The sequence below is a fragment of the Gordonia sp. NPDC003376 genome, from assembly GCF_053589235.1.
Genome location: NZ_JBSFRM010000001.1, coordinates 327,501 through 353,301 on the forward strand (window position 1 = coordinate 327,501; position 25,801 = coordinate 353,301).

20 protein-coding genes and 1 pseudogene are annotated in these 25,801 nt (G+C 68.1%); 14 read left to right on the forward strand and 7 right to left on the reverse strand.

Annotation, left to right across the window (positions count from 1 at the left end; translation table 11 throughout):
• The first annotated feature begins 48 nt into the window (after positions 1–48).
• The 3 genes from ACWDUA_RS01410 to ACWDUA_RS01420 are packed head-to-tail and all read left to right on the forward strand — an operon-like array spanning position 49 to position 3,603.
• Positions 49–1,677 (forward strand): bifunctional 3-(3-hydroxy-phenyl)propionate/3-hydroxycinnamic acid hydroxylase, encoded by a 1,629-nt coding sequence (locus ACWDUA_RS01410; protein WP_449749215.1) that lies wholly within the window; start codon positions 49–51, stop codon positions 1,675–1,677.
• A complete protein-coding gene (locus ACWDUA_RS01415) occupies positions 1,677–2,561 on the forward strand; it encodes an alpha/beta fold hydrolase (RefSeq protein WP_449749216.1) in 885 nt (294 codons plus the stop codon). The genes ACWDUA_RS01410 and ACWDUA_RS01415 overlap by 1 nt, the downstream gene beginning before the upstream one ends.
• 10 nt (positions 2,562–2,571) lie before the next feature.
• Complete coding sequence (locus ACWDUA_RS01420) at positions 2,572–3,603, forward strand: VOC family protein (protein ID WP_449749217.1); 1,032 nt, start codon at positions 2,572–2,574, stop codon at positions 3,601–3,603.
• Between the two features lie 10 nt (positions 3,604–3,613).
• On the opposite strand, the gene ACWDUA_RS01425 is transcribed toward ACWDUA_RS01420, so the two are convergent.
• Positions 3,614–3,910, reverse strand: coding sequence for a hypothetical protein (locus tag ACWDUA_RS01425; RefSeq protein ID WP_449749218.1), 297 nt, complete (start codon positions 3,908–3,910; stop codon positions 3,614–3,616).
• Between the two features lie 141 nt (positions 3,911–4,051).
• On the opposite strand from ACWDUA_RS01425, the gene ACWDUA_RS01430 reads away from it, so the two are divergent.
• A complete protein-coding gene (locus ACWDUA_RS01430) occupies positions 4,052–5,743 on the forward strand; it encodes an FAD-dependent oxidoreductase (RefSeq protein WP_449749219.1) in 1,692 nt (563 codons plus the stop codon).
• Between the two features lie 964 nt (positions 5,744–6,707).
• On the opposite strand, the gene ACWDUA_RS01435 is transcribed toward ACWDUA_RS01430, so the two are convergent.
• Positions 6,708–7,817, reverse strand: a complete 1,110-nt coding sequence (locus ACWDUA_RS01435; RefSeq protein WP_449749220.1) for an alpha/beta hydrolase — start codon at positions 7,815–7,817, stop codon at positions 6,708–6,710.
• A gap of 94 nt (positions 7,818–7,911) precedes the next feature.
• On the opposite strand from ACWDUA_RS01435, the gene ACWDUA_RS01440 reads away from it, so the two are divergent.
• On the forward strand, positions 7,912–9,216 hold the full coding sequence (locus ACWDUA_RS01440) for an aspartate aminotransferase family protein (protein WP_449749221.1): 1,305 nt from the start codon (positions 7,912–7,914) through the stop codon (positions 9,214–9,216).
• 24 nt (positions 9,217–9,240) lie between these two features.
• Here the strand turns inward: ACWDUA_RS01440 and ACWDUA_RS01445 are convergent.
• Positions 9,241–9,743: pseudogene (locus ACWDUA_RS01445) on the reverse strand (PPOX class F420-dependent oxidoreductase).
• Positions 9,744–9,887: 144 nt separating this feature from the next.
• On the opposite strand from ACWDUA_RS01445, the gene ACWDUA_RS01450 reads away from it, so the two are divergent.
• Positions 9,888–11,897, forward strand: a complete 2,010-nt coding sequence (locus ACWDUA_RS01450; RefSeq protein ID WP_449749222.1) for an OPT family oligopeptide transporter — start codon at positions 9,888–9,890, stop codon at positions 11,895–11,897.
• Between the two features lie 50 nt (positions 11,898–11,947).
• Here ACWDUA_RS01450 and ACWDUA_RS01455 read toward each other — a convergent pair whose 3' ends face one another.
• Positions 11,948–12,508, reverse strand: a complete 561-nt coding sequence (locus ACWDUA_RS01455) for a TetR/AcrR family transcriptional regulator (RefSeq protein ID WP_449749223.1) — start codon at positions 12,506–12,508, stop codon at positions 11,948–11,950.
• Positions 12,509–12,612: 104 nt separating this feature from the next.
• Between ACWDUA_RS01455 and ACWDUA_RS01460 the strand changes: the two genes are divergently transcribed.
• The 5 genes from ACWDUA_RS01460 to ACWDUA_RS01480 all read left to right on the forward strand — a co-directional run bounded on the left by ACWDUA_RS01460 (position 12,613) and on the right by ACWDUA_RS01480 (position 17,950).
• A complete protein-coding gene (locus ACWDUA_RS01460; protein ID WP_449749224.1) occupies positions 12,613–13,455 on the forward strand; it encodes an alpha/beta fold hydrolase in 843 nt (280 codons plus the stop codon).
• A gap of 71 nt (positions 13,456–13,526) precedes the next feature.
• Positions 13,527–14,651 (forward strand): phosphotransferase family protein, encoded by a 1,125-nt coding sequence (locus ACWDUA_RS01465; RefSeq protein WP_449749225.1) that lies wholly within the window; start codon positions 13,527–13,529, stop codon positions 14,649–14,651.
• A gap of 180 nt (positions 14,652–14,831) precedes the next feature.
• Positions 14,832–15,950, forward strand: coding sequence for a hypothetical protein (locus ACWDUA_RS01470; RefSeq protein WP_449749226.1), 1,119 nt, complete (start codon positions 14,832–14,834; stop codon positions 15,948–15,950).
• A gap of 69 nt (positions 15,951–16,019) precedes the next feature.
• Complete coding sequence (locus ACWDUA_RS01475; RefSeq protein ID WP_449749227.1) at positions 16,020–17,732, forward strand: FAD-dependent oxidoreductase; 1,713 nt, start codon at positions 16,020–16,022, stop codon at positions 17,730–17,732.
• Positions 17,733–17,791: 59 nt separating this feature from the next.
• Positions 17,792–17,950: a hypothetical protein gene (locus tag ACWDUA_RS01480; RefSeq protein WP_449749228.1), complete on the forward strand. Its 159-nt coding sequence runs from the start codon at positions 17,792–17,794 to the stop codon at positions 17,948–17,950.
• A gap of 169 nt (positions 17,951–18,119) precedes the next feature.
• On the opposite strand, the gene ACWDUA_RS01485 is transcribed toward ACWDUA_RS01480, so the two are convergent.
• Positions 18,120–19,340: an NAD(P)/FAD-dependent oxidoreductase gene (locus ACWDUA_RS01485; protein WP_449749229.1), complete on the reverse strand. Its 1,221-nt coding sequence runs from the start codon at positions 19,338–19,340 to the stop codon at positions 18,120–18,122.
• 54 nt (positions 19,341–19,394) lie between these two features.
• Positions 19,395–21,134 (reverse strand): alpha/beta hydrolase, encoded by a 1,740-nt coding sequence (locus ACWDUA_RS01490; protein WP_449749230.1) that lies wholly within the window; start codon positions 21,132–21,134, stop codon positions 19,395–19,397.
• Between the two features lie 201 nt (positions 21,135–21,335).
• Between ACWDUA_RS01490 and ACWDUA_RS01495 the strand changes: the two genes are divergently transcribed.
• Positions 21,336–22,037, forward strand: a complete 702-nt coding sequence (locus ACWDUA_RS01495; protein ID WP_449749231.1) for a CPBP family intramembrane glutamic endopeptidase — start codon at positions 21,336–21,338, stop codon at positions 22,035–22,037.
• Here ACWDUA_RS01495 and ACWDUA_RS01500 read toward each other — a convergent pair.
• Positions 22,027–22,716 carry a TetR/AcrR family transcriptional regulator gene (locus tag ACWDUA_RS01500; protein ID WP_449749232.1) on the reverse strand — a complete coding sequence of 230 codons (690 nt, stop codon included), beginning with the start codon at positions 22,714–22,716 and terminating at the stop codon, positions 22,027–22,029. The two genes, ACWDUA_RS01495 and ACWDUA_RS01500, sit on opposite strands and share 11 nt — an antisense overlap.
• Positions 22,717–22,846: 130 nt before the next feature.
• Between ACWDUA_RS01500 and ACWDUA_RS01505 the strand changes: the two genes are divergently transcribed.
• Together ACWDUA_RS01505 and ACWDUA_RS01510 are read left to right on the forward strand one after the other, a co-directional pair.
• Complete coding sequence (locus ACWDUA_RS01505; RefSeq protein ID WP_449749233.1) at positions 22,847–24,100, forward strand: oxygenase MpaB family protein; 1,254 nt, start codon at positions 22,847–22,849, stop codon at positions 24,098–24,100.
• A gap of 71 nt (positions 24,101–24,171) precedes the next feature.
• Positions 24,172–25,473, forward strand: coding sequence for a competence/damage-inducible protein A (locus ACWDUA_RS01510; RefSeq protein ID WP_449749234.1), 1,302 nt, complete (start codon positions 24,172–24,174; stop codon positions 25,471–25,473).
• Positions 25,474–25,801 lie beyond the last annotated feature (328 nt).

Below are 25,801 nucleotides of genomic sequence, written 5' to 3' on the forward strand. Positions count from 1 at the left end.
TTTCGCGTCCGGCGCTCCCTGCGGACGCACCCCGGTCGAGGGAGACCCATGCCCCACCATCCGCACGGTGACCATTCACACCGAGACCATTCACACCGAGACCATCCGCACTATGACGTCGCCGTCGTCGGCTACGGGCCCACCGGCGTCACCGCCGCCAACCTGCTCGGGCAAGCCGGGTTGACGGTGGTCGTCCTGGAACGTGATCCGGACATCTACGGTCGTGCGCGCGCCATCTCCACCGACGAGGAGGTGCTGCGGATCTGGCAGCGCGTCGGACTCGACGAGCGCCTGCAGGCCGACATGCTGCCCGGCGGACTCGTCGCCTTCGTCGACGCCGACGGCCGGCCGTTCATCGAGGTCGCACCCACCGCGCGCGGAACCGGCCATCCCCCACAGCAGTTCATCTATCAGCCGGCCGTCGACACCACCCTGCGCGCCGGCGTCGAGCGGTTCCCTTCCGTGACCGTGCTGACCCGGCACGAATGTCTCAAGGTCCTGCCCGGCCCGGACGACGTCGAGATCCTCGCCGCCGACCTCGACGCCGACACCTTCGTGCGACTACACGCCTCGTACGTCATCGCCGCCGACGGCGGTTCGTCGGCGACCCGAGGACAGCTCGGCATCGGGTACCAGGGCCGGACCTACACCGAACGGTGGGTGGTGATCGACACCAAGGTCACCCGCGACTGGAAAGGCAGTTCCCGCCTGCGATTCCACTGTGATCCGGAGCGTCCCACGGTGGACTGCCCGACACCCCTGGGACACCATCGCTGGGAGTTCCCGGTCCGTGACGGGGAGGACGAGGACGCGCTCGTCCAGGACGAGGCCATCTGGCGGATCCTCGGCGGCCAGGGCGTCACGCCCGACCACGTCGAGATCCTCCGGGCGGTGGTCTACAGCCATCACGTGCGCGTCGCGGATCGGTGGCGCGTGGGCCGGGTGTTCCTCGCCGGCGACGCCGCGCATGCCATGCCGCCGTGGATCGGACAAGGTATGGCCTCCGGGGTCCGCGACGTGGCCAACCTGTGCTGGAAGCTCACCGCCGTGATCGACGGCAGCCTGCCCGCATCGATCCTCGACAGCTACCAGGTCGAACGCGAACCGCATCTGCGGGAGACCACCGCCCATGCGGTCTTCGTCGGCAAGCTCATCACCGAACGCCGTCCGTGGGTGGCCGCGGCCCGCAACCGGCTGGTCCGCCTGGCCTCCCGCTCTTCACGATTCGGCCGATGGATCATCGACGCCAAGTGGATTCCGCAGGCGCACTATGCAGATGGCCTCCTCACCGACATCGCCCACCCCGCCCGCGGGTGGCAGCTCCCGCAACCCGCGGTCACCGACGCGTCGGGAGAGATCGTCCGCTTCGACGACGTGCTCGACGGACGCTGGCAGATCCTGACCACTGATCCGTCAGTGCCGCACCACCTCTGGCGATCCGCGGGCGTCCCGGTCATCGGCATCCTGCCGACGGGGTCGGCCGCGCGACCCGATCACCTCGTCGATCACACCGGAGCGCTCACCGCCTGGCTCGACCGGCACCCGGCGGCCACGCTCGCGGTGCGTCCCGATGGATTCGTCTACGCCGCCGCCGAATCCGGGCACCCACTGCCCTCACCACCCGCCGGCCTGCACGTACCCGATCCCACCGCAACCCCCACCGGAGGACACCACTGATGTCGACCGCCCAGAACACACCGGACACACCGGACACCGCGCACACCGTCACCGTCAACGGACAGACCGATGTCTTCTACACCGACATCGGTTCCGGCGCACCGGTCGTCCTGCTCCACGGCGGCGGGCCCGGGGCCTCCGGACTGTCGAACTACGTCCGCAACATCGATGTCCTGGCCCGGCGGTTTCGGGTCATCGTCCCGGATCTGCCCGGCTACGGGCGCAGCAGCAAGAACCTCGACACCACCGATCCCTTCGGTGCACTGGCCGATGCCGTCCGCGCGCTCCTCGACCACCTCGGGATCGAGGAGGCACACCTGGTGGGCAACTCCTACGGTGGTGCCGCCGCGCTACGACTCGCCCTGGACACCCCGCACCGGGTCGGCCGGCTCGTCCTGATGGGCCCCGGCGGGATCGGCACCACCCGCGGTGTCCCGACCAAGGGCCTCAACGCATTGCTGGGCTACTACACCGGTACCGGACCCAGTCGTGACAAGCTCGAGGCGTTCATCCGCAACCACCTGGTCTACGACGCGGAGGCCGTCCCCGCCGCGGTGATCGACGAGCGCTACGAGGCCTCGATCGAGCCGGAGGTGATCGCGCACCCGCCGCTGCGCCGCCCCTCGGGAAAGGGCGCATTGAAGACGTTGTGGCGCATGGACTTCACCCGCGACCCCCGGCTCGCACAACTGCAGACCCGAACACTCGTGCTGTGGGGACAGGACGACAAGGTGAACCGGCCGTCCGGCGGACAGATGCTGGTCGACCGGATGCCCGACGCCGATCTCGTCGCCGTCGCCCGCACCGGTCACTGGGTTCAGTGGGAACGCGCCGATCTGTTCAACCGCATCGTCGGAGACTTCCTCGACGGCACCTATGCATGAGGAATCCAGCATGATCTCGCCCACAACCGATTCGACGGCCGGGGCTTCGGTGTTCGGCAGCGTCCATCTCGGGTACATCGTCATCGAATCCGAACGTTTCGCCGACTGGCGCCGCTTCGGCAGGGATGCCATCGGCATGCACCTCGACGAGGTCTCGGCCGATGTCATCCGCTTCCGCCTCGACAACCACGAGACACGATTCATCATCGTCCGCGGTCCGGCCGAGGACGTCGTCGCGCTCGGCTGGGAACTCGATGATCACGAGTCCTTCGACCGCGTCGTGGCCCGCGTCGTCGATCGCGGCGTGCCCGCCGTCGACGGCTCCGAGGAGGAGACCGCCATCCGCGGTGTCGACCGGCTCATCCGGTTCCCCGGCCCCCACCGACTCGCCCAGGAGATCGTCACCCGCCCACATGTCACCGACCGGCCCCTCGCCATGGCGATCCGCGGAGGCTTCGTCACCGGGGCGTCGGGGATGGGACACGTCGCCATCACCTCGACCCGGCCGCAGCAGATGCGCGGCTACTACAACACCGTCTTCGACGCCCGCCTCACCGACTACATCGACGAGACCATCAGTGGCGCCCGGCTCAAGATCCGGTTTCTGCGGGTCAACGAGCGTCACCACTCGATCGCCATCGCGAATGTCCGTGGGCTACCGGTCAATCCGATCCGTACGCGGGTGCAGCACCTGAACGTCGAGGTGGCCTCGCTGGACGACCTCACCGCCGCCTACCAACGCGTCACACAGTTGGGGTTCGGCATGGCGTTGTCGGTGGGACAGCACACCAACGACAAGGAGTTGTCGTTCTACGCGCAGAGCCCGTCCGGCTTCGAATGGGAGGTGGGCTGGAAACCGATCGTCGTCGACGAGTCCACCTGGGAGCCGCGCACCCACCAGGGCATCAGTATCTGGGGGCACACTCCCGTCGGGCAGACGATCATCGGCAGACTCGATCAGTTCCGCCGGGCCGCGGTGTCGCTGCGCGAGCACGAGGACCCGGTACCGGCGTTGGCCGGCATCGGTATCCCCGACAACTGAACCGAGAGTCTCACTCTCCGCGGGTCAGGGCAGCGGTGGCCGCGACCGTCGCGGCGGTCACCACGGCCACCGACGGCCAGGCGCCGATCTTCTTGGCCAACGGGTGGGAGGCACCGAAGGCGCCGAGATAGGTGGCGAGCAATCCCGCGGTGACCGCGGGGCCACGCCGACGCCACCGGTTGGCGCTGTAGGCACCGGCGGCGGCGAGCACCGCGCCGCCGAGTGGACGCTGCCCGGTGTAGCGGGCGACGCCATAACCGCCGACGAGGCCGACGGCGACTGCAGGAACCGAGGGATCGATACGCATGGGCTCGAGCCTACGCGGAGCCCGGTCCCATGCCGCCGCGAGACGCGTTCCCCCGATCATCGTCCGGTTGTCGACGCCGACCGCCCGGCACCGTCCGCCGAACACTGCCACACTGGATCCCATGGCCGACGCACGCGAATCATGACCACCCCGATCATCCTGCTGGTCTCCACCGACCACGCCGACGCCCTCACCGACGAGTTCGGTCGATATCGTCGCGACTACGACGTCCGGTCCGCGGCCACCGCGGTGGAGGCCATCGCCGCACTCGCGACGCTGACCGCCGCCGGCTCCCCGGTCGCGCTGATCGTCGTCGATTCCGACCTGCCCGACATGCCGTTGTTCGAGGCACTGAACACCTTCCGCAGCATCGTCCCGACCGCGCGGCGGGTCGTGGTGGTCGGGTGGGAACATTTCGCGGTGCGGTCGACGCAACTGCATCCGGCGTTGCGCAAGGGCAAGTTCGACACGCTGCTCCTGATCCCTCGGGGCGCGCGCGACGAGGAGTTCCACTACGCGATCACCGAGATGCTCTCCGATTGGGGTTCGACGATCGCAGCCCCGGTGGTGGAGGCCATCCGGATCGTCACACCGTCGGAATCCCCGCTGACACTGGAGATCCGGGACTTGCTGGACCGTATCGGGATGCCGTACCGCACCCACCACCCCGACAGTCCGGCCGGACGCGAGGCCGGGGCGGCCTACGCGGACGCATACGAGGGCGAGCCGCGATACCCGTTGGTGCAGTCCATGATCAGCCGTGCGCTCGGGACGGTGATCGTCCCCGAGTCGGCCCGGGATGTATCGGTACTGCTCTACGGCCGACCGTCGGACGTCACCGAGGAGGAGGTCGCCGACCTCGCGATCGTGGGCGCCGGCCCGGCCGGACTCGCGGCGGCGGTCTATGCGGCGAGCGAAGGACTCTCGACGGTGATGATCGAGCAGTCGGCGATCGGTGGCCAGGCCGGGACCAGCTCGATGATCCGCAACTATCTGGGCTTTCCCCGCGGCATCTCCGGGATGCGGCTGGCACAGCGGGCGCGCACCCAGGCGATACGATTCGGTGCCCGCATCTACTCCGGCTGGTCCGTCGAGGGCCTCGAGGTGGGTTTCCCCGGCAACCCGCATCGCCTGCACACCGCCGGTGGCGAGGTGTGCGCTCATGCGGTGCTGATCAGCACCGGTGTCGCCTACCGCAGGCTCGGTATCGCGGCGCTCGAAGACCTTGTGGGACTGGGTGTCCATTACGGCGCAGCGATGTCGGCGGCGCGGGAGATGGAAGGCCGCGATGTCATCGTGGTAGGTGGCGGGAACTCCGCCGGCCAGGCCGCGATCCACCTGGCCCGCTTCGCCCGATCGGTGACCATCGTGATCCGACGGCCCGACCTGGCGTCGACGATGTCGCAGTACCTGATCGGCGAGATCGCCTTCTACCCGCGCATCACCGTATGCGGCGACTGTTCCGTCGTCGACGGTGGCGGGGATGGCGCACTCGAATGGGTCACCTTGCGGCACAACCACACCGACACAGACGAGCGGCGCAGCGTGGGCGGATTGTTCCTGTTGATCGGTGCCGAACCGCACTGTGACTGGATTCCCGACGAGATCGCCCGCGACCCCCGCGGATTCGTCCTGACCGGCCGGGATGTTCCCCCGGAGCTGTGGTCGGACGGCCTGCCACCCAACCCGCTGGCCACCAGTGCGCCGGGCGTCTTCGCCGCAGGCGACATCCGCGCCGGCTCCATGAAACGGGTGGCGTCGGCGAGCGGCGAAGGAGCCGGCGTGGTACCACTGGTCCACCAGTGGGTCGAACTGTGCCGACGACCCGTGTGACCGTCGCGCTGCAGATCCCGGCCGGCGGAGGTTTCGACACGCCTCGTCGCTACGCTCCTCGTCGGCTCAACCACCAACCCCGACAACCACCCTCGATGATCGAGCCGGGACCGAGCCGTCTGAGAACGGCGCATATCGGATCAACCACCAACCCCGACAACACTCTCGATGGTTGAGCCGGGACCGAGCCGCCAGGCGAGGACCCGAGTCGAAACCCCGCGAGATGACGATGTCCGCCACCAACACCAGACGCGCCCACGCCACCAGATCGGCCGGCGGAGGTTTCGACACGCCTCGTCGCTACGCTCCTCGTCGGCTCAACCACCAACCCCGACAACCACCCTCGATGATCGAGCCCGGACCGAACCGCCAGGCGAGCACCCGAATCGGCTCAACCACCAACCCCGACAACCACCCTCGATGATCGAGCCCGGACCGAACCGCCAGGCGAGCACCCATATCGGCTCAACCACCAACCCTGACAACCACTCTCGATGGTCGAGCCGGGACCGAACCGCCAGGCGAGCACCCAAATCGTCTCAACCACTCTCGATGGTCGAGCCGGGACCGAGCCGCCAGGCGAGGACCCGAGTCGAAACCCCGCGAGATGACGATGTCCGCCACCAACACCAGACGCGCCCACGCCACCAGATCGGCCGGCGGAGGTTTCGACACGCCTCGTCGCTACGCTCCTCGTCGGCTCAACCACCAACCCCGACAACCACCCTCGATGATCGAGCCCGGACCGAACCGCCAGGCGAGCACCCGAATCGGCTCAACCACCAACCCTGACAACCCCTCTCGATGATCGAGCCCGGACCGAACCGCCAGGCGAGCACCCGAATCGGCTCAACCACCAACCCTGACAACCCCTCTCGATGGTTGAGCCGGGACCGAGCCGCCAGGCGAGGACCCGAGTCGAAACCCCGCGAGATGACGATGTCCGCACCCACCTCGAACGTCGTCACCGCGCGTCGAGGTCTCCCAGGAATGTCTCCACGCGCGGCCAGGTCTGGGTGGTCGCGACGTCGCCGGCGATCAGCCCGAGGTGGCTGGTCTCGACGGTGGTGAAGTGCACCTCGGCGTCGGCCAGGATCTCGACACCGTGCCTGGCGGCGGCCCAACTGGTGATGGCATCCCGATGACTGCCGAACAGCTGCACGGGCATCGCGATCGACGTCAGGTCGACGCGCCGACCGTCGAAGTCCACCACCCCGCCGGCGAGTTCGCCGTGATAGACGAGGTTCTCCCACATCTGCACCGCCACCTTGCCGGGGTAGCCGGGCATCGAGTTCTGGAAGCGGTCGATCACCTGCATCCGGCCCAGCGCATCGACGTCGGCGGCGTTACGCGCGATGTACGCCGGTTTCTTGAGCTCCCGCTGCCATGCGGTCCCGCGGTACGCGATCCGCACCAGCGGCGCCGGAATCCCCGCCAGCAGGTGCAACGCGACGGTGACGAGCTTGCCGCCGGTGGGCGCCATCAGCTTCTTGACCAGTGGATATGGTTGCACGGCATCGTAATCCAGCGGCGTACCGATCGCGGTGATCGACCGGATCGGCAGATCCGGATGTGCAGCCGCGGTGAGCATCGAGATGGTGCCGCCGAGGCTCCACGCGACGACGTCGACCGCCCCAGGGCCATCACGGTCGGCATCGGCATGATCGGCGAGCACCCGGCCGATCGCCTCGGGCACGATGTCGTCGAAGTAGTCGGCAAACCCCAGATGCCGGTCGGACCGGTCCACGTCACCGAAGTCGACGACGTAGGGAACCCGGCCGGCGGCGAGCAGCCCGGCCACCACCGACTGCCCGGGGCCGAGGTCGTAGCAGCGGGCGGGCACTGCCAGCGGTGGCACCAGCAGGACCGGGGGGCGGCCCGAGGCGCGGGCGACGCGCTGGTCCTCGAGGCCGCCGTAGCGACGCAGGGTCCGGTGTTCACCGGTGTGCAGCACCGTATGCGGGGTCTGGACGTCGGGTTGCACCTGATACCCGCCGAGTAGTCGCAGCACCATCCGGGCGCCGTCGAGACGCGAGCCGGGGGCAACCGGCGTGGCGGTCGAGGAGTTCGGCATGCCACCGGATCTTACTCGGTGGTCAGAAGGCGCTGCGGTCCGGACGCGTCGGTTCATCCGGCGTCGGACCGGAAGACGGTCGTACGGTGTTCGCATGGCCATCACCGATCCGCAGCCGGTCACGGCGCCCGACCTCACCCGCCACCTGATCCGGTACGGCGGCGCCATCTCCCCGGAGCTGATCAGCGGGGCCCAGGGCAGCTTCGTCCACACCGCCGACGGCCGACCGATCCTGGACTTCACATCCGGTCAGATGTCGGCGATCCTCGGACACTCGCACCCGGAGATCGTGGCCACGGTGAGCCATCAGATCGCCACCCTGGACCATCTGTTCAGCGGGATGCTCAGTCAACCGGTCCTCGACCTCGCCGAGCGGCTCACCGACACTCTGCCCGACCCGCTGGACAAGGTGATCCTGCTGACCACCGGCGCGGAGTCCAACGAGGCCGCCATCCGCATGGCGAAACTGGTCACCGGAAGACACGAGATCGTGTCGTTCGCCCGGTCGTGGCACGGCATGACCGCCGCTGCGGCCGCCGCCACCTACAGCGCAGGTCGCAGCGGGTACGGGCCGGTCGGTCCGGGCAACTTCGCGCTCCCGACCCCGGATGCCTTCCGCCCCGACTTCACCCACCCGGACGGCACCCTCGACTGGCAACGTCAGCTCGACTTCGGGTTCGCGCTGATCGACGCCCAGTCCACCGGATCGCTGGCCGCATGCATCGTCGAACCCATCCTGTCTTCGGGCGGCGTCATCGACCTGCCACCCGGATACCTCGCCGCCCTGGCGGCCAAGTGCCGTGAGCGCGGCATGCTGCTGATCCTCGACGAGGCACAGACGGGCTTGTGCCGCACCGGTTCCTGGTATGCCTTCGAGCGGGACGGCGTGGTCCCCGACATCCTCACCCTGTCGAAGACCCTCGGCGCCGGACTACCACTCGCGGCCACCATCACGTCGTCGGAGATCGAACAGATCGCCCACGATCGCGGATTCCTGTTCTTCACCACCCACGTGTCCGACCCGCTCGTGGCCGCCGTCGGCAACACCGTTCTCGACGTCCTGCAGCGCGACCGTCTCGACGTCCGCGCCGCCGAGGCCGGCGACCTCCTCCGAAGCGGACTGCTCGACATCGCACGCCGCCATCGGATCGTCGGCGACATCCGTGGCCGCGGTCTGCTCCAGGGACTCGAACTGACCGACACCGACGCCGCCACCTCCGACGAACTCGGCGCCGCGATCACCCGCCGATGCTTCGAGCTGGGCCTGCACATGAACGTGGTGCAGTTGCCCGGACTCGGCGGCACATTCCGGATCGCGCCGCCGCTCACCGCAACCGACGACGAGCTGCGTCTGGGTGTGGACATCCTCGATCAGGCGATCGCCGAGACGCTCGCCTGATCCGGGCCGCCTGATCCCGGCGGGTCAGCCCTGTGCGTCGCGAGCGTCGAGATCGGCGGCGACCTCCGCCGGGAAGCCACCGGTCGCGATCGGCCCCCACGAGGCCGGGGTGACGCGGATCAGCGACTTGTTCTGCAGTCGCATCGCCGCACGGTACTCGTCCCAGTCCGGGTGTTCTCCGGCGATCGACCGGAAGTAGTCGACCAGACCGTCCTCGGCGTCGGGCATGTCGAGAACCTCGGCGGTGCCATCGATCTGCACCCAGGGGCCGTTCCACTCGTCGGAGACGACGCAGACGGCGACGGCGGGGCGTCGGCGGGGCGTCGGCGGGCGTTGGTGGTCTTGGCGCGTCCCGGGTAGGTCGCGATCACCAGGCGTCCCTGCTCGTCGACGCCGCCGCTGACCGGTGACAACTGCACGCGCCCGTCGGCGCGGATGGTACCCAACAGCATTCGGTGGCGGGGTCGGACGAACTCGAGCAGGGCGGTGAGCTCGACGGTGTCTGTGGTGGCGATGGTTCGGGCCATTGCACCACCGTACGGGTGACCCCGTGCCCAGCGGTGGCGGTGGTACAGATCCGGATATCGCACAACACTTCCGGATGCGTGACGCCCCTACGGCCCCCGGGGCATAGGGTGTTGTCCGACCCACCGTCGACGCGAAGGGCTGATATGTCCGAATCCACCTCGGCCCCCGCCCGGACGGCCGGCTCCGGTATCCGTGAACTCACGATTCGCGCGATCATCCTCGGTGGCCTGATCACTCTGGTGTTCACCGCGGCCAACGCCTACATCGGCCTCAAGGTCGGTCTGACCTTCGCCACCGCGATCCCGGCCGCGGTCATCTCGATGGCGGTACTTCGTGCGTTCTCCGACCACTCGATCGTGGAGAACAACATCGTGCAGACCGTCGCCTCCGCGGCGGGCACGTTGTCGGCGATCATCTTCGTCATCCCCGGCCTGGTGATGATCGGCTGGTGGGTCGGCTTCCCGTACTGGACCACCCTCGCGGTCTGCGCGGTAGGCGGTGTCCTCGGCGTCATGTACTCCATTCCGTTGCGCCGGGCGCTCGTCACCGGCTCGGACCTGCCATATCCCGAGGGGGTGGCCGCGGCCGAGGTCCTCAAGGTCGGCGAGACCTCCGAGGGGGCGCAGAGCAACAAGGCCGGACTGTGGACGATCCTGATCGGCACCGTCGCCTCGGCACTGTTCGCCCTGCTCGCCAAGATGCGACTGGTCAGCGACTCGCTGTCTGCGGTGTACAAGATCGGCGCCGGCGGCAGCATGTTCGGCGCAAGCCTGTCTCTCGCGCTGATCGGTATCGGTCACCTCGTGGGCATCACCGTCGGTATCGCCATGCTGGTCGGCCTGGTCATCTCGTTCCTGGTGTTGCTGCCGGTCCGCACGTGGGGGGATTTCGCGAACGGACCCGCCATCGGCGATGTGATCTCGTCCGCGTTCTCCGGCGAGGTCCGGCTGATCGGCGCCGGTGCCATCGCGACCGCCGCGATCTGGACGCTGATCAAGATCATGGGCCCGATCATCACCGGAATCCGCAACTCGATGACGTCGATGCGGTCCCGGCAGGCCGGGGTCGATGTGGACATCACCGAGCGCGACATCCCGATCACCTATGTCGGCGGCACGGTCCTGGTCCTGTTGATCCCGATCGGGTTCATGCTGTGGGACTTCGTGCAGGACACCAGCATCGCGCACTCGTCGGCCGCGCTGATCGTCACCATGATCGTCTTCGTCGTCATCGCGGGCCTGCTGATCGCCGCGGTGTGCGGCTACATGGCCGGCTTGATCGGATCATCCAACAGCCCCATCTCCGGTGTCGGTATCCTGGTCGTGCTGATCGCGGCAATCCTGGTCAAGGCAGTGTTCGGCAGTTCGTCCGAGGACCAGACGCTGCCATTGATCGCGTTCACCCTGTTCACCGCGTCGATCGTGTTCGGCATCGCGACCATCTCCAACGACAACCTGCAGGACCTCAAGACCGGTCAGCTGGTGGGTGCCACCCCGTGGAAGCAGCAGGTCGCCCTGATCATCGGTGTGATGTTCGGTGCCGCGATCATCCCGCCGGTCCTCGGACTGATGAGCAACGCCTTCGGATTCGCGGGTGCGCCGGGTGCCGGCGAGGACGCCCTGGCCGCACCCCAGGCACGGCTGATGTCGGATCTGGCCACCGGCGTGCTCGGCGGCTCCCTCGACTGGGGCCTGCTCGGCATCGGGGCCCTGATCGGTGTCGGCGTGATCATCGTCGACGAGGTGCTGGCCAGGACCAGCGATCGTCTGCGTCTGCCCCCGCTGGCCGTGGGCATGGGCATGTACCTGCCGATGTCGCTGACCCTGATCATCCCGATCGGCGCCTTCCTCGGGGTCGGCTACAACAAGTGGGCCGAGCGGTCCGGTGGAAACGTGGAGCACAAGAAGCGCATCGGCGTGCTGATGGCCACCGGCCTGATCGTCGGCGAGAGCCTCTTCGGTGTGGTGTTCGCCGGGATCGTCGCGGTCAGCGGACGCGACGACACCCTGAACGTGGTCGGGGAGAGCTTCGACGACTACGCGAAGTGGCTCGGCCTGGCCGTGTTCATCCTGTTCGTCGTCGGCCTGTACCGCTGGGCACAGCGGATCGCATCCACCGATCCGGAGAGCAAGGACCCCGAGGTCAAGGCCTGATCCGACACCTGCGTGATCCGATACCGGCCTGGTCGGGGCACCCGTCCCGATCAGCGCAAGGCGGCCTCGATCAGCACCTCGGCGGCGGCGCGGGCATCGCGGGCGGCGTCCACGCCGCCGGCGATGGCCGCAGTGGTCTGCGCCCCCTCGGCCAGCAATGACAGTTGCGGCGCCAGGCTCGGTGCGGCGCCCATCTCGTCGGCCAGCCGGTCGACGTAGCGCCCGAACTCGGCCTTCTGTTCCCGGACGGCATCGACGACCGCCGGCATCTGACCACCCAGCTCACCGAACGCGTTGATGAACGCACATCCGCGGAACTCGTCGTCGGCGAACCAGTCGAGCAGGAAGTCGAAGATGGCGAGCAGCTTCGCCCGCGGCCCGTCGACCTGCGCCGCCGCCGCGTCGATGCCCCGGGCCCACTGCCGGCTGCGGTTCTCCAGGACCGCCAGCACCAGGTCTTCCTTGGAATCGACCACCGAGTAGAGCTTCTTCAGCGACACCCCGGCCTCGTCGCGGACGCGGTCCATGCCCACCCCGCGCACGCCGTAGGCGTTGAACAGCCGGTCGGCCGCCTCCACCACTTGCTCTCGCACGTTGTCCGTCACGCTCATACCTTCTCACCGATCGATACCCTTGCACTGAGAACGCGCGTTCTCTACGCTGGCGGACAGTGGTGAGAACGCCCGTTCTCGCCGCCCCGACCAGGAGGAGCACCATGGGCTACATCACCGTCGGCACCGAGAACTCGACCGACATCGAGCTGTACTACGAAGACCACGGCACCGGTCAGGCCGTCGTCCTGATCCACGGCTACCCCCTCAACGGGCACAGCTGGGAACTGCAGAGCCGGGCGCTGATCGACGCCGGATACCGCGTCATCACCTACGACCGCCGCGGATTCGGCCAATCCAGCAAAGTCGGTACCGGATACGAGTACGACACCTTTGCCGCCGACCTGGACACCGTGCTGACGACCCTCGACCTCCGCGACGTCATCCTCGTCGGTTTCTCCATGGGGACAGGCGAACTCGCACGTTACGCCCATAACCACGGCCATGAACGAGTGGCCAAGTTCGCGTTCCTGGCCTCCCTGGAACCGTTCCTGCTCAAGACCGACGACAACCCGACCGGCGTCGACAAAGAGGTCTTCGACGGCATCCACACCGCCGCCTACACCGATCGCTACGCGTGGTACACGCAGTTCTACGGCAACTTCTACAACCTCGACGAGAACCTCGGCAGCCGTATCTCACAGGAGGTCGTCGACGCCAACTGGAACACCGCGGTCTCGAGTGCGCCGGTCGCCGCCTACAAGGTGGTTCCGACCTGGATCGAGGACTTCCGCCCCGATGTCGCCGTGGTTCGCGACTCCGGCAAGCCGACGCTGATCCTGCACGGCACCGCCGACAACATCCTGCCGATCGACGCGACCGGCCGCCCCTTCCACGAAGCCGTCCCGGCGGCGCGCTATGTGGAGATCGAGGGTGCGCCGCACGGCCTGCTGTGGACCCACGCCGAGGAGGTGACCGCCGCCCTGCTCGACTTCGTCCGGAGCTGAGCAAGCGGTCCGGCCAAAACCTCCCGTCCGCAACGCGTCTCGACGTAGCGTGACCGGCGGGAGGTTTTCTCATGCATCTTCGACGCTCCGCACGCGACATCGCCGCCGTCGCCGACATCCTGGCAGGGCATCTCGCCGCCGACACCGGGGTACGTCCCGCCCTGACCGTCGACGCCGGCGCCGACGCCAACGGCATGTCGTCGGAGACCGTGATGGTCGACGCCACATGGCCTTCCGGCCACCACCCGGAATCCGAACGCTGGGTGATGCGGATGCAGCCACGCCCAGAAGACATCCCGGTGTTCGACCACTATCGCCTCGATCACCAGTACGAGGTGATGTCGATCCTCGCCCGTAGCACCGCGGTGCCGATCCCGCGGACGCATCATCTCGAGACCACCGGCTCGGTCCTCGGCTCGCCGTTCTTCCTGATGGACCGGGTGGACGGCCTGATCCCACCCGATGTGATGCCCTACACCTTCGGTACCAACTGGCTCTTCGACGCCACCCCGGAACAGCAACGGAGGGTTCAGGATTCGACGATCGATCGGATCGCCGAGCTGCACTCGATCACCGATGCGCCCACCGCCTTCGGCTTCCTCGACGAGCAGATGCCTGCCGGTCCCGACGCACTGCATCGCCGCCTCGGGTGGCTGGCCGACTGGTACGAGTCGTCGGCGGCATCCGTCGGGCGTTCTCCACTGGCCGAGGGCGCACTCGCATGGCTGACGGCCAACTTCCCCGACGACGTGGCCGCCCGGCCGCCGGTCCTCTGTTGGGGCGACGCCCGGATCGGCAACGTGATCTACGAGGACTTCGCCCCCGTTGCCCTGCTCGACTGGGAGATGGCCTGCCTTGGCCCCCGCGAACTCGATGTCTCGTGGTTGATCTTCGCCCACAGCGTCTTCCAGGAGCTCGCCGAGATGGCCGGCCTCCCAGGCATGCCGGACTTCCTGCGCGAGGGCGACGTCCGGGAACTCTATCTCGAGTGCACCGGCGTCGAACTCGCCGACCTGCGATGGTTCTCGGTGTTCGCCGGTGTCGTCTGGTGCTGCGTGTTCCTGCGGGCCGGCGCGCGCCGCGTCCACTTCGGTGAGCAACCGCCACCGTCCGACATCGACGCCGAGTTCTTCTACCACCGCAACCTGCTCGCCCGGCTGATGGACAGCCCGGACACCACCACCCGCGATGGTTGAACCGAGACCGAGCCCCGCTGACACCCACCCTGGTCGAAACGAGACCGAGCACCGCCGACACCCCGCGATGGTCGAGCCGGGACCTAGCATCGCGAGGACCCGAGTCGAAACCTCCGCCGGCCGCACTCGAAACCCAACCGCCCCCCGACAAACCGCACATCGAGCAGGAGCGCCGCACAGATGCTGTCACCCGCCGACGAGTTCCCGATTCATCAGACACCACAACCGATCTCGTGGCCGGGGACCTCGGACCGGAACTTCTACGACCGCTCCTACTTCAACGCACACGACCGGACCGGTGAGATCTTCCTGATCACCGGGATCGGCTACTACCCCAATCTCGGTGTCAAGGACGCCTTCGTGCTGGTCAACCGTGGCGGCACCACCCACACCGCGGTACATCTCTCCGATGCGATCGACGCCGACCGGTTGAACCAGCGCGTCGGCGCCTACGCCGTGGACGTCGTCGAACCGCTTCAGCGCCTTCACCTCACGCTCGACGACACCCACGGTATCGCGGTCGATCTCACGTTCACCGGCCTGTTCGGAGCACATCGGGAACTCCCGCACGTGATGCGGACCGGCACGCGGATCACCCTGGAGGCACAGCGTTTTGCGCAGGTCGGCTCGTGGGCGGGGTCGATCACGGTGGACGGCACCGAGATCGCCGTCGACCCGGCGGTGTGGATCGGCAGCCGTGACCGGTCCTGGGGAGTCCGTCCGGTCGGCGAGGCCGAACCCGCGGGCCGGCCCGCCGATCCGCCGTTCGAGGGCCTGTGGTGGAACTACATCCCGATGGCGTTCGACGACTTCCAGCTCGTCCTGATCGTCCAGGAGGAACCAGACGGGTACCGGATCCTCAACGACTGCACGCGGATCTGGCGGAATGGCCGCGTCGAGCAGCTCGGCTGGCCACGGATCGCGGTGCACTACCGTTCCGGCACGAGGATTCCCACCGGCGCGACGATCACCGCCGCAGACGCGTCGGGGGCACCGGTCACCCTCGAGGTGAGCTCCCTGCTCGCGGCGCCGATCCACGTCGGCGGCGGCTACGGCGGAGATGCGGACTGGACGCACGGCGTGTGGCGCGGAGCCGGTTTCACCGAGCGCCGCTCCTACGATCTGGCCGATCCGGCGGTGGCCGGCCGTATCCCGTTCGGGGTGATCGACCACGTCGGTCGTGCGGTGTGCACCGAGGCCGACGGCACGCAGCGGGAGGGGTGGGGACTGTTCGAGCACGGTGCACTCGGCCGTCACGATCCCTCCGGCCTGGCCGACTGGCTCGCCGTGGCCCCCTGAGGCGGCAAGCCTCCGAGACGTGGATCACTCGCCTTGTCTATACCCCCATGGGTATATACCCTCGGGGGTATGAAACTGATCGTGGTCGGCGGCGTCGCCGGTGGAATGAGCGCAGCGGCGCGCGCACGCCGCCTCGACGAGAGCGCCGAGATCATCGTCCTCGAGCGCGGTGACCACGTGTCGTTCGCGAACTGCGGACTCCCCTACTTCGTCGGCGGCGAGATCACCGCCGAGTCGGATCTGCTCGTCCAGACGCCCGAGTCCCTGCGTCGCTCACTGAATCTCGACGTCCGTACCAACCACGAGGTCACCTCGGTCGACGCGACCGCCAAGGTGGTCGGAGTGCAGACACCGCACGGCGCCGACACCCTGGCCTACGACGCCTTGATCCTCGCACCCGGCGCCCGGGCCATCCGGCCACCGATCCCGGGCATCGACTCCCCCGTCGTGACCACGCTGCGTACCGTCGGCGACGCCGTCGCACTGCGCGAGTACGTCCTCGATGGCGCCCGGCGCGCGGTGGTCCTCGGCGCCGGCTTCATCGGGCTCGAGGCCGCAGAAGCCCTGCGGATGCGCGGGCTCGAGGTCGACGTCGTCGAACTGGCCGACCATGTGTTGCCGCCCCTCGAACCCGAGATGGCCTCGCTGGTGCGGGCCGAACTCGTGCGCCTCGGCATCACCGTCCACGACGGAGTCGCCGCGGTGTCGGTCGAGGTCGCAGACCCCCTCGGCTCCGGCACCCACCATTCGGCCATCGTTGTCCTGGCCGACGGATCACGGCTGCCCGCCGACATCGTCGTGCTGTCGGTCGGTGTCACCCCCGACACCGCACCGTTCGCTGCGGCCGGGATCGCCTGTGAGCGTGGCGCGATCGTGGTCGACGAGCACGGCGCGACCAATGTCGACGGAATCTGGGCGGTCGGTGATGCAACGGTCAGCACGGATGCGGTGACCGGCGTGCGCCGTCCGGTCGCCCTGGCCGGGCCGGCCAACCGCGCCGGGCGCCTGGTGGCCGACGCCATCCTGCGACCCGCGGCCGCCCGGCCGATGCCGGCCCCGGTCGGTACCGCGATCGTGCGGGTCGGAACCCTCGCCGCCGCGATGACCGGCGCCAACCGGCGGGCACTCGATGCCGCCGGGATCGCGTATCAGACCGTCCACCTGCATCCGAACAGTCACGCCGGGTACTTCCCCGGCGCGCAGGCCGTCCATCTCCTGGTGCACATCCGCTCGGGCGACGGGATGGTCCTGGGCGCGCAGGCCGTCGGTGCCGACGGCGTCGACAAGCGGATCGACGTGCTGGCCACCGCGATCCGCACGCATCTGAGCGCAGCCGATCTGATGGACCTCGATCTGGCCTACGCCCCGCCCTATGGCTCGGCGAAGGATCCGGTCAACCTCGCCGGGATGGTCGCCGCAAACGTCGTCGACGGCACCGTCGTCGTGTGGCAGGCCGAGGAACTCGAGGAGGTCACCGCGTCGGCGGCGGTACTCGACGTCCGGTCGGCCGAGGAGTACGCATCGGGTCACGTGCGCGATGCACTTCTGGTGCCGCACAATGAGATCCGCGATCGTCTCGACGAGATCGGTGCGTTCGCGGCCGGGCGGCCGATCCGGGTGTACTGCCAGTCGGGGATGCGCTCCTATCTGGCCACCCGGGTCCTCGCGGCCACCGGCGCCGACGTCGCCCATCTGTCCGGCGGGATGTCGACACTGAGCGCGCGGCTCGGTGACGCCGGTGGACTGATCGTCATCCCCGTCACCGAACCGGTCCGTGCCTGAGGACCGAACCCGGAAGCGTTCCCACCCGGACGAACTCGACAACCCGAAGGAGAAACCCCATGTGCCAGAAGGTCACCTGCCGTCAGTGTGGCAAGGCGACGTGGCGCGGCTGCGGCCGACACGTCGACGAGGTGATGCGCGGCATCCCCACATCCCGGCGCTGCCAGGGGCACGAGCAGGAGCGTGGTCCGATCGCACGGTTCTTCGGGCGGAACTGACACACAACGTCTTCCGATGCCCGATGTCCACAATGGTCGGTCCCCACCACGACTCCCCCAGCGACATACCCACGATGGTTGAGCCGGAACCGAGCATCGCGAGGACCCGTGTCGAAACCTCCGCCGGCCGCTGTCGGGAGGCAACACATCCGGTTCATCGCACGGGAACTCAGAAGAGGGAAGCCAGGGGTACCTCCGCATCGGCGAGGCGGGCGACGTCGACCACACTGCCGGACTCGATGAGCTTCTTGATGTCGTCGAGCTGATCCCAGATGTTCACCTGCATCCCGGCGCGTACGTGTCCGGCGTCGTCGACCCAGAATGCGACGAACTCGCGCTTGGCGAGATCACCCCGCAGGATCACGTGGTCGTCGCCGGCGGCCAGTCCGCTGTACTCCATCCCGAGGTCGTACTGGTCGGTGAAGAAGTACGGCAGATTGGTGTATTCGGCGTGCTCACCGACGATGTTCGCGGCGGCCACGACGGGCTGGTTGAGGGCGTTGGCCCAGTGCTCGGTCCGCACCCGACGCCCCAGTACGGGATGCGTTGCGTTGGCGATGTCGCCGACCACGTAGATCGACGGATCGCTGCTCCGCAGGCCGGCATCCACCAGTACGCCGCCGCCGTCGATGTCCACGCCGGCGCTGATCGCGAGATCGAGATTCGGGATCGCACCGGCGGCGACGAGTACGGCATCGGCATAGACCGTGGTCTCGTCGGCGAACTTCAGGCCGGCCGCCCGGCCGTCGGCGGTCAGGATCTCGGTGACCTGCACCCCGGTCCGCAGATCGACGTCGTGCGCACGGTGCAGATTCGCGAAAACCTGTGCGACGTCGGGTCCCAGCGCGCGCAGCAGGGGTAGCGACTCGATCTCCGCCACGGTCACCGCCATGCCGCGTTCGCGGGCAGTGGCGGCCACCTCCAGTCCGATCCAGCCGCCGCCGACGATCGCCAGACGACCCCCACCGGCGATCGCCTCGTCCAGGGTCCGGGCATCATCGAGAGTGCGTAGATGGTGCACGCCCGCGGCGTCGGCGCCAGGCAGGTCGAGGTGCCGCGACGACGACCCGGTGGCCAGCACCAGCGTGTCGTAGGCGACGGTCGAACCATCGGGCAACACAACCGTTTTCGCTTCGGCATCCACGCCCTCGACGGTGGTTCCCGGCCGCAGGTCCACGCGTTCGTCGAGGTACCAATTGGTGTCGTGGACGGTGAACTCGTCTGGTTTCTTCTTGCGGGCGAGGAACTCCTTGGAGAGGGGCGGTCGCTCGTAGGGCAACGTCTCCTCGGCCCCGAACAGGACGACGTTCCCGTCGAAGTCCTTTTCCCGCAGCGCCTGGGCGGTCTTGGCCCCGGCCAGACCGCCGCCGACTATCACCACTGTGGTCATGCTCGTCACACCTCCAGGGGACGGTACGGATCCCACCGTACGCTCCCGGTGCCGTCAGTCACGGTGCAACAGCGGCAACAACTCCTGGGTCTTCTCCGGTGTCCAGCCCGGCGGCTGTAAGATGTCGGCCCAGGCGTACGGGATCGCCGACAGGTAGTGATGGCCATGCCCGTCGGGCACACCCACCGACACCGCCATGTCGGCCGACACCTGCAAGAAGGTGACGAACGGAATCCAGCGCACCGCCCCCAGCACGTCGCGACCGTGCTCCTCGCGTAGCCAATCCGGTTGGTTCAGAATCAGTCTCGGCGACCACCATGCGATCGGATCGGAGGCATGCTGCAGATACACCACCCGCGTGCCCGACCACGGCGCAGCGGGCCGATCGAGATCGGGCGCGTCGGCGATGAACCGCACCTGGCGCCCGTCGTCGTAGATCGGCAGCCACTCCGGCGAGCCGGAATCCCTGGCTGCGGTCGCATCCCCCCACAGGGTGTTGTTGAAGGTGGGACCTACGAAGAGTGCACCGTTTGTGCGGGCCGCCACCGTGGGCACGGTGCCGAACGCGGCCTCGGCGCCGAAGGACCCGAGGCTCTCACCGAACACCACGACCTTGGGACGTTGTGCCTCGGGCATCGCCTGCACGCGTTCGTCCACCGCCTCGAACAGCGCGGAACCGGCTTGTCGGGCGCGTGCGCTGTCGACCAGGAACGACAACCAGCTCGGTAGATACGAGTACTGCATGGCCACCAGTGCGGTGTCGCCGTTGTACATGTACTCGAGGGTGTCGATGGTGGCCTTGTTCAACCAGCCCGATCCGGTGGTGGAGCCGATCGCGATCAGTTTGCGGTTCAGCCCGCCCATCCGGACCAGTTCGTCGGCGGCCAGTTCCGCATTGGCGCGGAGGTCATCGCCCGAGCCGAGACCCACGAAGGCGCGGATCGGTTCCATCGCGGGAGCACCGTTGAACGCGCTCAGCTGCGCCATGGTGGGACCGCCGGCAACGGTGATGCGGCCCTCGCGGCCCAGCGACGACCAGCTCACCAGGGAGCCCGGACCACCCGACCGCATCGTGGATGTCGGCGCTCCAGTGGTCGCGCCGACCTCGTCGTTGGCAGCGGCGAAGCTGGCGTTGAGCCACTGCATCGAATACTTCGCCACCACACCGTTGAGGACGAATACGGTCAGCAGGACCACCACGACAGCGCCCGCGATGGCCGAAATCCTCGGTGGTGCAACGGTGTTGAGCTTGCGAACCAACCAGGTGAGCACCCATGCCCAGCCCTGCCCGATCAGCATGAGCACGGTGAAGACGACGATCGCGACGACGATGATCACCGGATACGCCGTCCAGGACAGATGCTCGACTCCCATCAGGGTGCGGATCTCGTCCTGCCACACCGAGAACCAATAGAGCATCACCACCGAACCCACCACGAACACGACGCCGAGCCCGAGCCAGAACCACCGGCTGGGGCTGGGCCAGCGCCGGTCGCGCGACACCATGAACCGGGCCAGCCAGGCGAAGAACACCCCGATGCTGTACCCGACGGCGGCGGCGCCACCGCTGACGATGCCCTGGAACAGCGGTCCGCGGGGCAGCAGTGATGGAGTGACCGCGAGCCACAGGAAGACGGTGCCGACCACGAGTCCGGTGAAGGAGATCCTCGAGCGGTACGACTTCCACCACCCGCCCTTCGCGGTGTCGACCTGCCCGGTCTTGTCCTCCCGGGTCTGGTCCTCCCCGGCGTCGGTCACCGGCGCGCCGGCGGCGGAGGGCCGGTCAGACGACACTCGGGCGGTGTCCGACGGATCTGTGGATGCGGTGGACGACGAATCTGTGGTCGACAGATCGGGGGCCGTCCTATCGGGCGTGTCCGGCAACGCAGGCTCCTCACGACTTCGGTGATCGGGTCCGATCGGTCATATCGTTGCAGATCGGAAGACCGGACTCGCGACGAGTCGTGTCCGGCGCACCAGGATCGAGGGGGATTGATGGGCAGAGCCCGTGGTGTCGGCATCGTGGTGGGCATCGTGGCGGCGCTGCTCGCCGTGCAGCTCTGTATCTACGTCTTCGGTGTGCCCGGTTCGTGGCTGGTGCTCGGCGTCGCGGTGGCGGTGACGATCGCCGTCCGGCTGGCGGGTCTGAGCTGGGACGATCTCGGCCTGTCGACACGCACGCTGGGCCGCGGCATCCGGTGGGCGGTGGTGATCGTCGTGATCGTGGCGGTGATCGCCGCGGTCGGGGTCGCGCTGCCGTTCACCCGCGACCTGTTCCGCAACGACGCCTACTCCGGCCTACCGGCAGCGCTGTTCGCCGCAGGCGTGCTGATCCCCTTGCACACGGTGATCGGTGAGGAACTGCTGTTCCGCGGTGCACTGCTGGGCGCCCTCCTACAGGTGTCGTCGACCCGGGTCGCCCTGGTCGTCCAGGCGTTGCTGTTCGGGGCGTGGCATGTCGGATCGTCACAGGGGCTCACCGCGGGCAACGACGGTCTCCGGGCGATCGTCGGCGGCGGCGCCTTCGGTGCCGTGGTCGGAGTGGTGCTCGCGGTGGCGGTGACAGCCGCGGCGGGCGTGCTCCTCGGTTGGTCCCGGCTGCGCAGCGGCAGCCTCCTAGCGCCGGTGTCGTTGCACTGGGCTGCCAACGGCATGGGGGCGGTCGCCGCCGCGATGGCGTGGCAGTTCACGAGTTGAGGCAAGACACCGATCGCGGCGGTTCGGCGTCGAGCATCGGGACCAGGTAGCGGCGGGCGATGTCGGCGAGCACGGCATCGTCGTCGACGTCGACGATGTGACTCGGGATGGTCAACAACGACGTGGAGATCCGGACCATCATCTCCGCGGTCAGTTCGGTGTCGAGATCGGCGCGCACGGTTCCGGCCTTCTGCTCACGGCGGAGCTGTTGGGCGACAAAGGAACGCACCACGGCCATGGTTCGGCCGTCACCGCCGACGACCGCCCCGGCCAACAACGACGGTTCGGCCTCGAGCAGGCCGGTGATCAGCGGATTGCTCGAGATCGATCGGTAGGAACTCACGAATCCCAGCACCAGGCGGTCGGCGGCGGACCCGCCGGGAGTGATGTCGTCGAGGAAGCGCGCGATGTAGGTGCGGAACTCGCGCAGCATCACCTCCTCCACGAGTGCGTCCTTGCTCGCGAACTTGCGGTAGATCGTGATCCGCGACAGCCCCGCCCGCCGGGCCACCTCGTCCATCGACGAACGGTGGATTCCCATGCGACGGAACTGCTCGTAGGCGGCGTCCAGCAGCCTGTTCCGTGTCGGGTCGTCGGTGACGGTACTGCCGGGCTCGGTGGTCACGTCGTCGTATGCGCGCTCCAGCAAAGACTTTGATGTCGACGTCGTTGAAGCCATGTTTTCCTCCGCGAATCCGCCGGGTACCCATTGTGACAGCCATCACGATGTGCTACGCCTGATGATACAACGTTACTAGCGTTGTTTCATCGCGTCATCGAGTCGGGTGGCGATAGGCGGGAGACGACATATGAATCAGCTCGACCGACAACAGTCCGGCGGGGAGCACCTCAACAGACGTGCCGTGCTGCGTGCCGGTGGCACGCTCGGCGCCGTCGGCGCCCTGGCATCCCTCACCCAGGCGACGCCCTGGACATGGTCACCGGCACACTCGGTGCCGGGGGTCGGCAGCGGCACCGATCCCCATCAGGTCTGGGACGACGAGGCCGACCAGGTCATCGCGCGCGTCATCGACAGTGGACAGGTGGGGTCGGTCAACGCGATCCTCAAGACCTGGCGCACCAATGAGCAACCACTTCCGGCCGGGCTGCCGTCGGAGCTGCGCGACTTCATCGAGCACGCCCGGCAGCTACCGGCCTGGACCGACCACGACAAGCTCGCGGCCGCAGTCCGTTTCAATCAGAAACGTGGCACCTACCTCGGCGTGCTGTACGGCTTCGCCAGCGGGATGATGAGCACCGTCATCCCCAAGGAGGCCCGGGCGGTCTACTACTCCAAGGGCGGCTGGGACCTCAAGGACCGCATCTCCAAGACCGCCAAGCTCGGCTACGACATCGGCTCGCTGAACGCCTACCAGCCGGGCGGCGAGATGACCGTGACCTGCGTGAAGACCCGCATGGCGCACGCCGGGGTGCGCCATCTGCTGCCCCGGTCGACGCACTGGGTGCGGTCGGCGCCGGAGGACGTCCCGATCTCCCAGGCCGACATCATGGTCACCTGGCACAGCCTGCCGACATCGGTGATGCGCAATCTGCGCAAGTGGAAGGTACCGATCGCGGCCGACGAGTCCGCCGGGTTCCTGCACTCCTGGCAGATCACCGCACACATGCTCGGCGTCCAGGACCAGTACATCCCCAACTCGTGGGACGCCGCGGACGCCCAGGCACGGCAGGTCCTCGACCCGATCCTGGCCCCCACCCCGGAGGGCAAGAAGCTCGCCGACATGTTGCTCGACCTGGGCATGAATCTGGACCTCACCCTGCTCTCGCGGGGCGTGCTCGGCGCATTGACCCGGTTCGTCCTTGGCGACAAGATCGCGAACTGGCTCGACATCCCCCGAGAGCCGGTGTGGAGTCCGCTGCTCGAGACCGCATGGGGTCCGTACGTCGCGATCCGCGAGGGACTGCTCACCGCGGGTATCCCCCGCGAGACCTACTGGCTGTTGGACGAATTCCTCCGCCAGTTCGTCCTGTTCTACATGGCCGAACTCCGGATGCCGATCAGCATCCAGATCCCGGGCTTCAACAATCCCGACTACAACTGAGGACCGCGCCGGCACCGATCGGCCACCGTCCGCACACCCCGCCGAACGTCGTGAACACTATGCTCGGCGGGGTGAATGTACGCGCGGGAATCGTGGTCACCGGAACCGAGGTCCTCAGCGGCCGTATCGCCGATCAGAACGGCCCCTGGGTCTCGCACCGGTTACTCGAGCTCGGCGTCGACGTCGCCCACATCACCGTCTGCGGCGACCGGCCCGAAGACCTCGCCGCCCAGTTGCGTTTCCTCGCCGGCGAACGGGTCTCACTGATCGTCACCACCGGCGGGCTCGGCCCCACGGCCGACGATCTGACCGTCGAGACGGTCGCTCGGTTCTGCGGCCGCGAACTGCATGTCGATCCGCACCTCGAAGCGCATATCGGTGAGATCGTCGCGCGCTGGCAACGCGCCCGCGGCACGGCCGGCCTCGACCCGGAGGCCACCCGCGTCGGCACGCGTAAGCAGGCACTGGTACCCGAAGGGGCACAGTCGATCCCGCCGGTCGGAACCGCTCCCGGTGTGGCCGTCCCCGCGGTCGCCGACGCCGATGCGCCGGTGCCCGCGATCCTGATCCTGCCCGGCCCGCCCCGGGAACTGCAGGGCATGTGGGATGGGGCGCTGGCCGCCGATCCGGTCGCCGCCGCCATCGCCGGACGTACCGAGCACCGGCAGGAGACGATCAGAGCGTTCGGCCTCCCCGAATCCGAGCTGGCCGCGACGCTGCGGGCGATCGAGCCGGAGATCCCCGGTTTCGACGACCTCGAGATCACCACCTGCCTGCGTCGCGGCGAGGTGGAGATCGTGACACGCTTCCCCGCCACCGCCACCGCCGCCGACTCGTACACCGCACTCGCACAGGCACTCCGGTCCCACCACGAGACACAGATCTTCTCCACCGACGGTGCCACCATCGACGATCAGATCGCCGGCCTCCTGCAGGGCCGGTTGATCGCCACCGCCGAGTCGTGCACCGGCGGGCTGATCGCCGCACGACTCACCGACCGCCCGGGTTCCTCGGACTACGTTCTGGGCGGCGCGGTCTCGTATGCCAACAGCGTCAAGTCCGGGGTGCTCGACGTCCCGGAGGAGATGATCACCGAGTTCGGTGCAGTGAGCGAGCCGGTCGCCGCCGCCATGGCCGAGGGCGCTCTCGCCCGCTTCGGCGCCGACACCGCGGTCTCCACCAGCGGCGTCGCCGGCCCCGGCGGCGGTTCACCAGAGAAGCCCGTCGGCACCGTCTGCTTCGGCGTGGCGATCGCCGGTCGGGAAACCCTCACCCGGACACTCCATCTACCCGGCGACCGCGCCGCGGTCCGCGAGCGCTCGGTGACGGTGTCGTTACACATGCTCGCCCGGGAGTTGCGTCGGATCGGGTGACCTGCGGGCGGCCAATGCGGACATACTCGTCTCACCGGGTTTCGACACGGGTCCTCGCCTATCGGCTCGGTCCCGGCTCAACCATCCACGACGACGACCCAACCACCAAGCACCAAGCACCAAGCACCAAGCACCACACGATGGTTGAGCCCACGAGGAGCGCAGCGACACGTCGAGTCGAAACCCCCGCCGGCCGAACCCGATACCCAACCACCCCCGACGACGACCCAACCACCAAGCACCACACGATGGTTGAGCCCACGAGGAGCGCAGCGACACGTCGAGTCGAAACCCCCGCCGGCCGAACCCGATACCCAACCACCCCCGA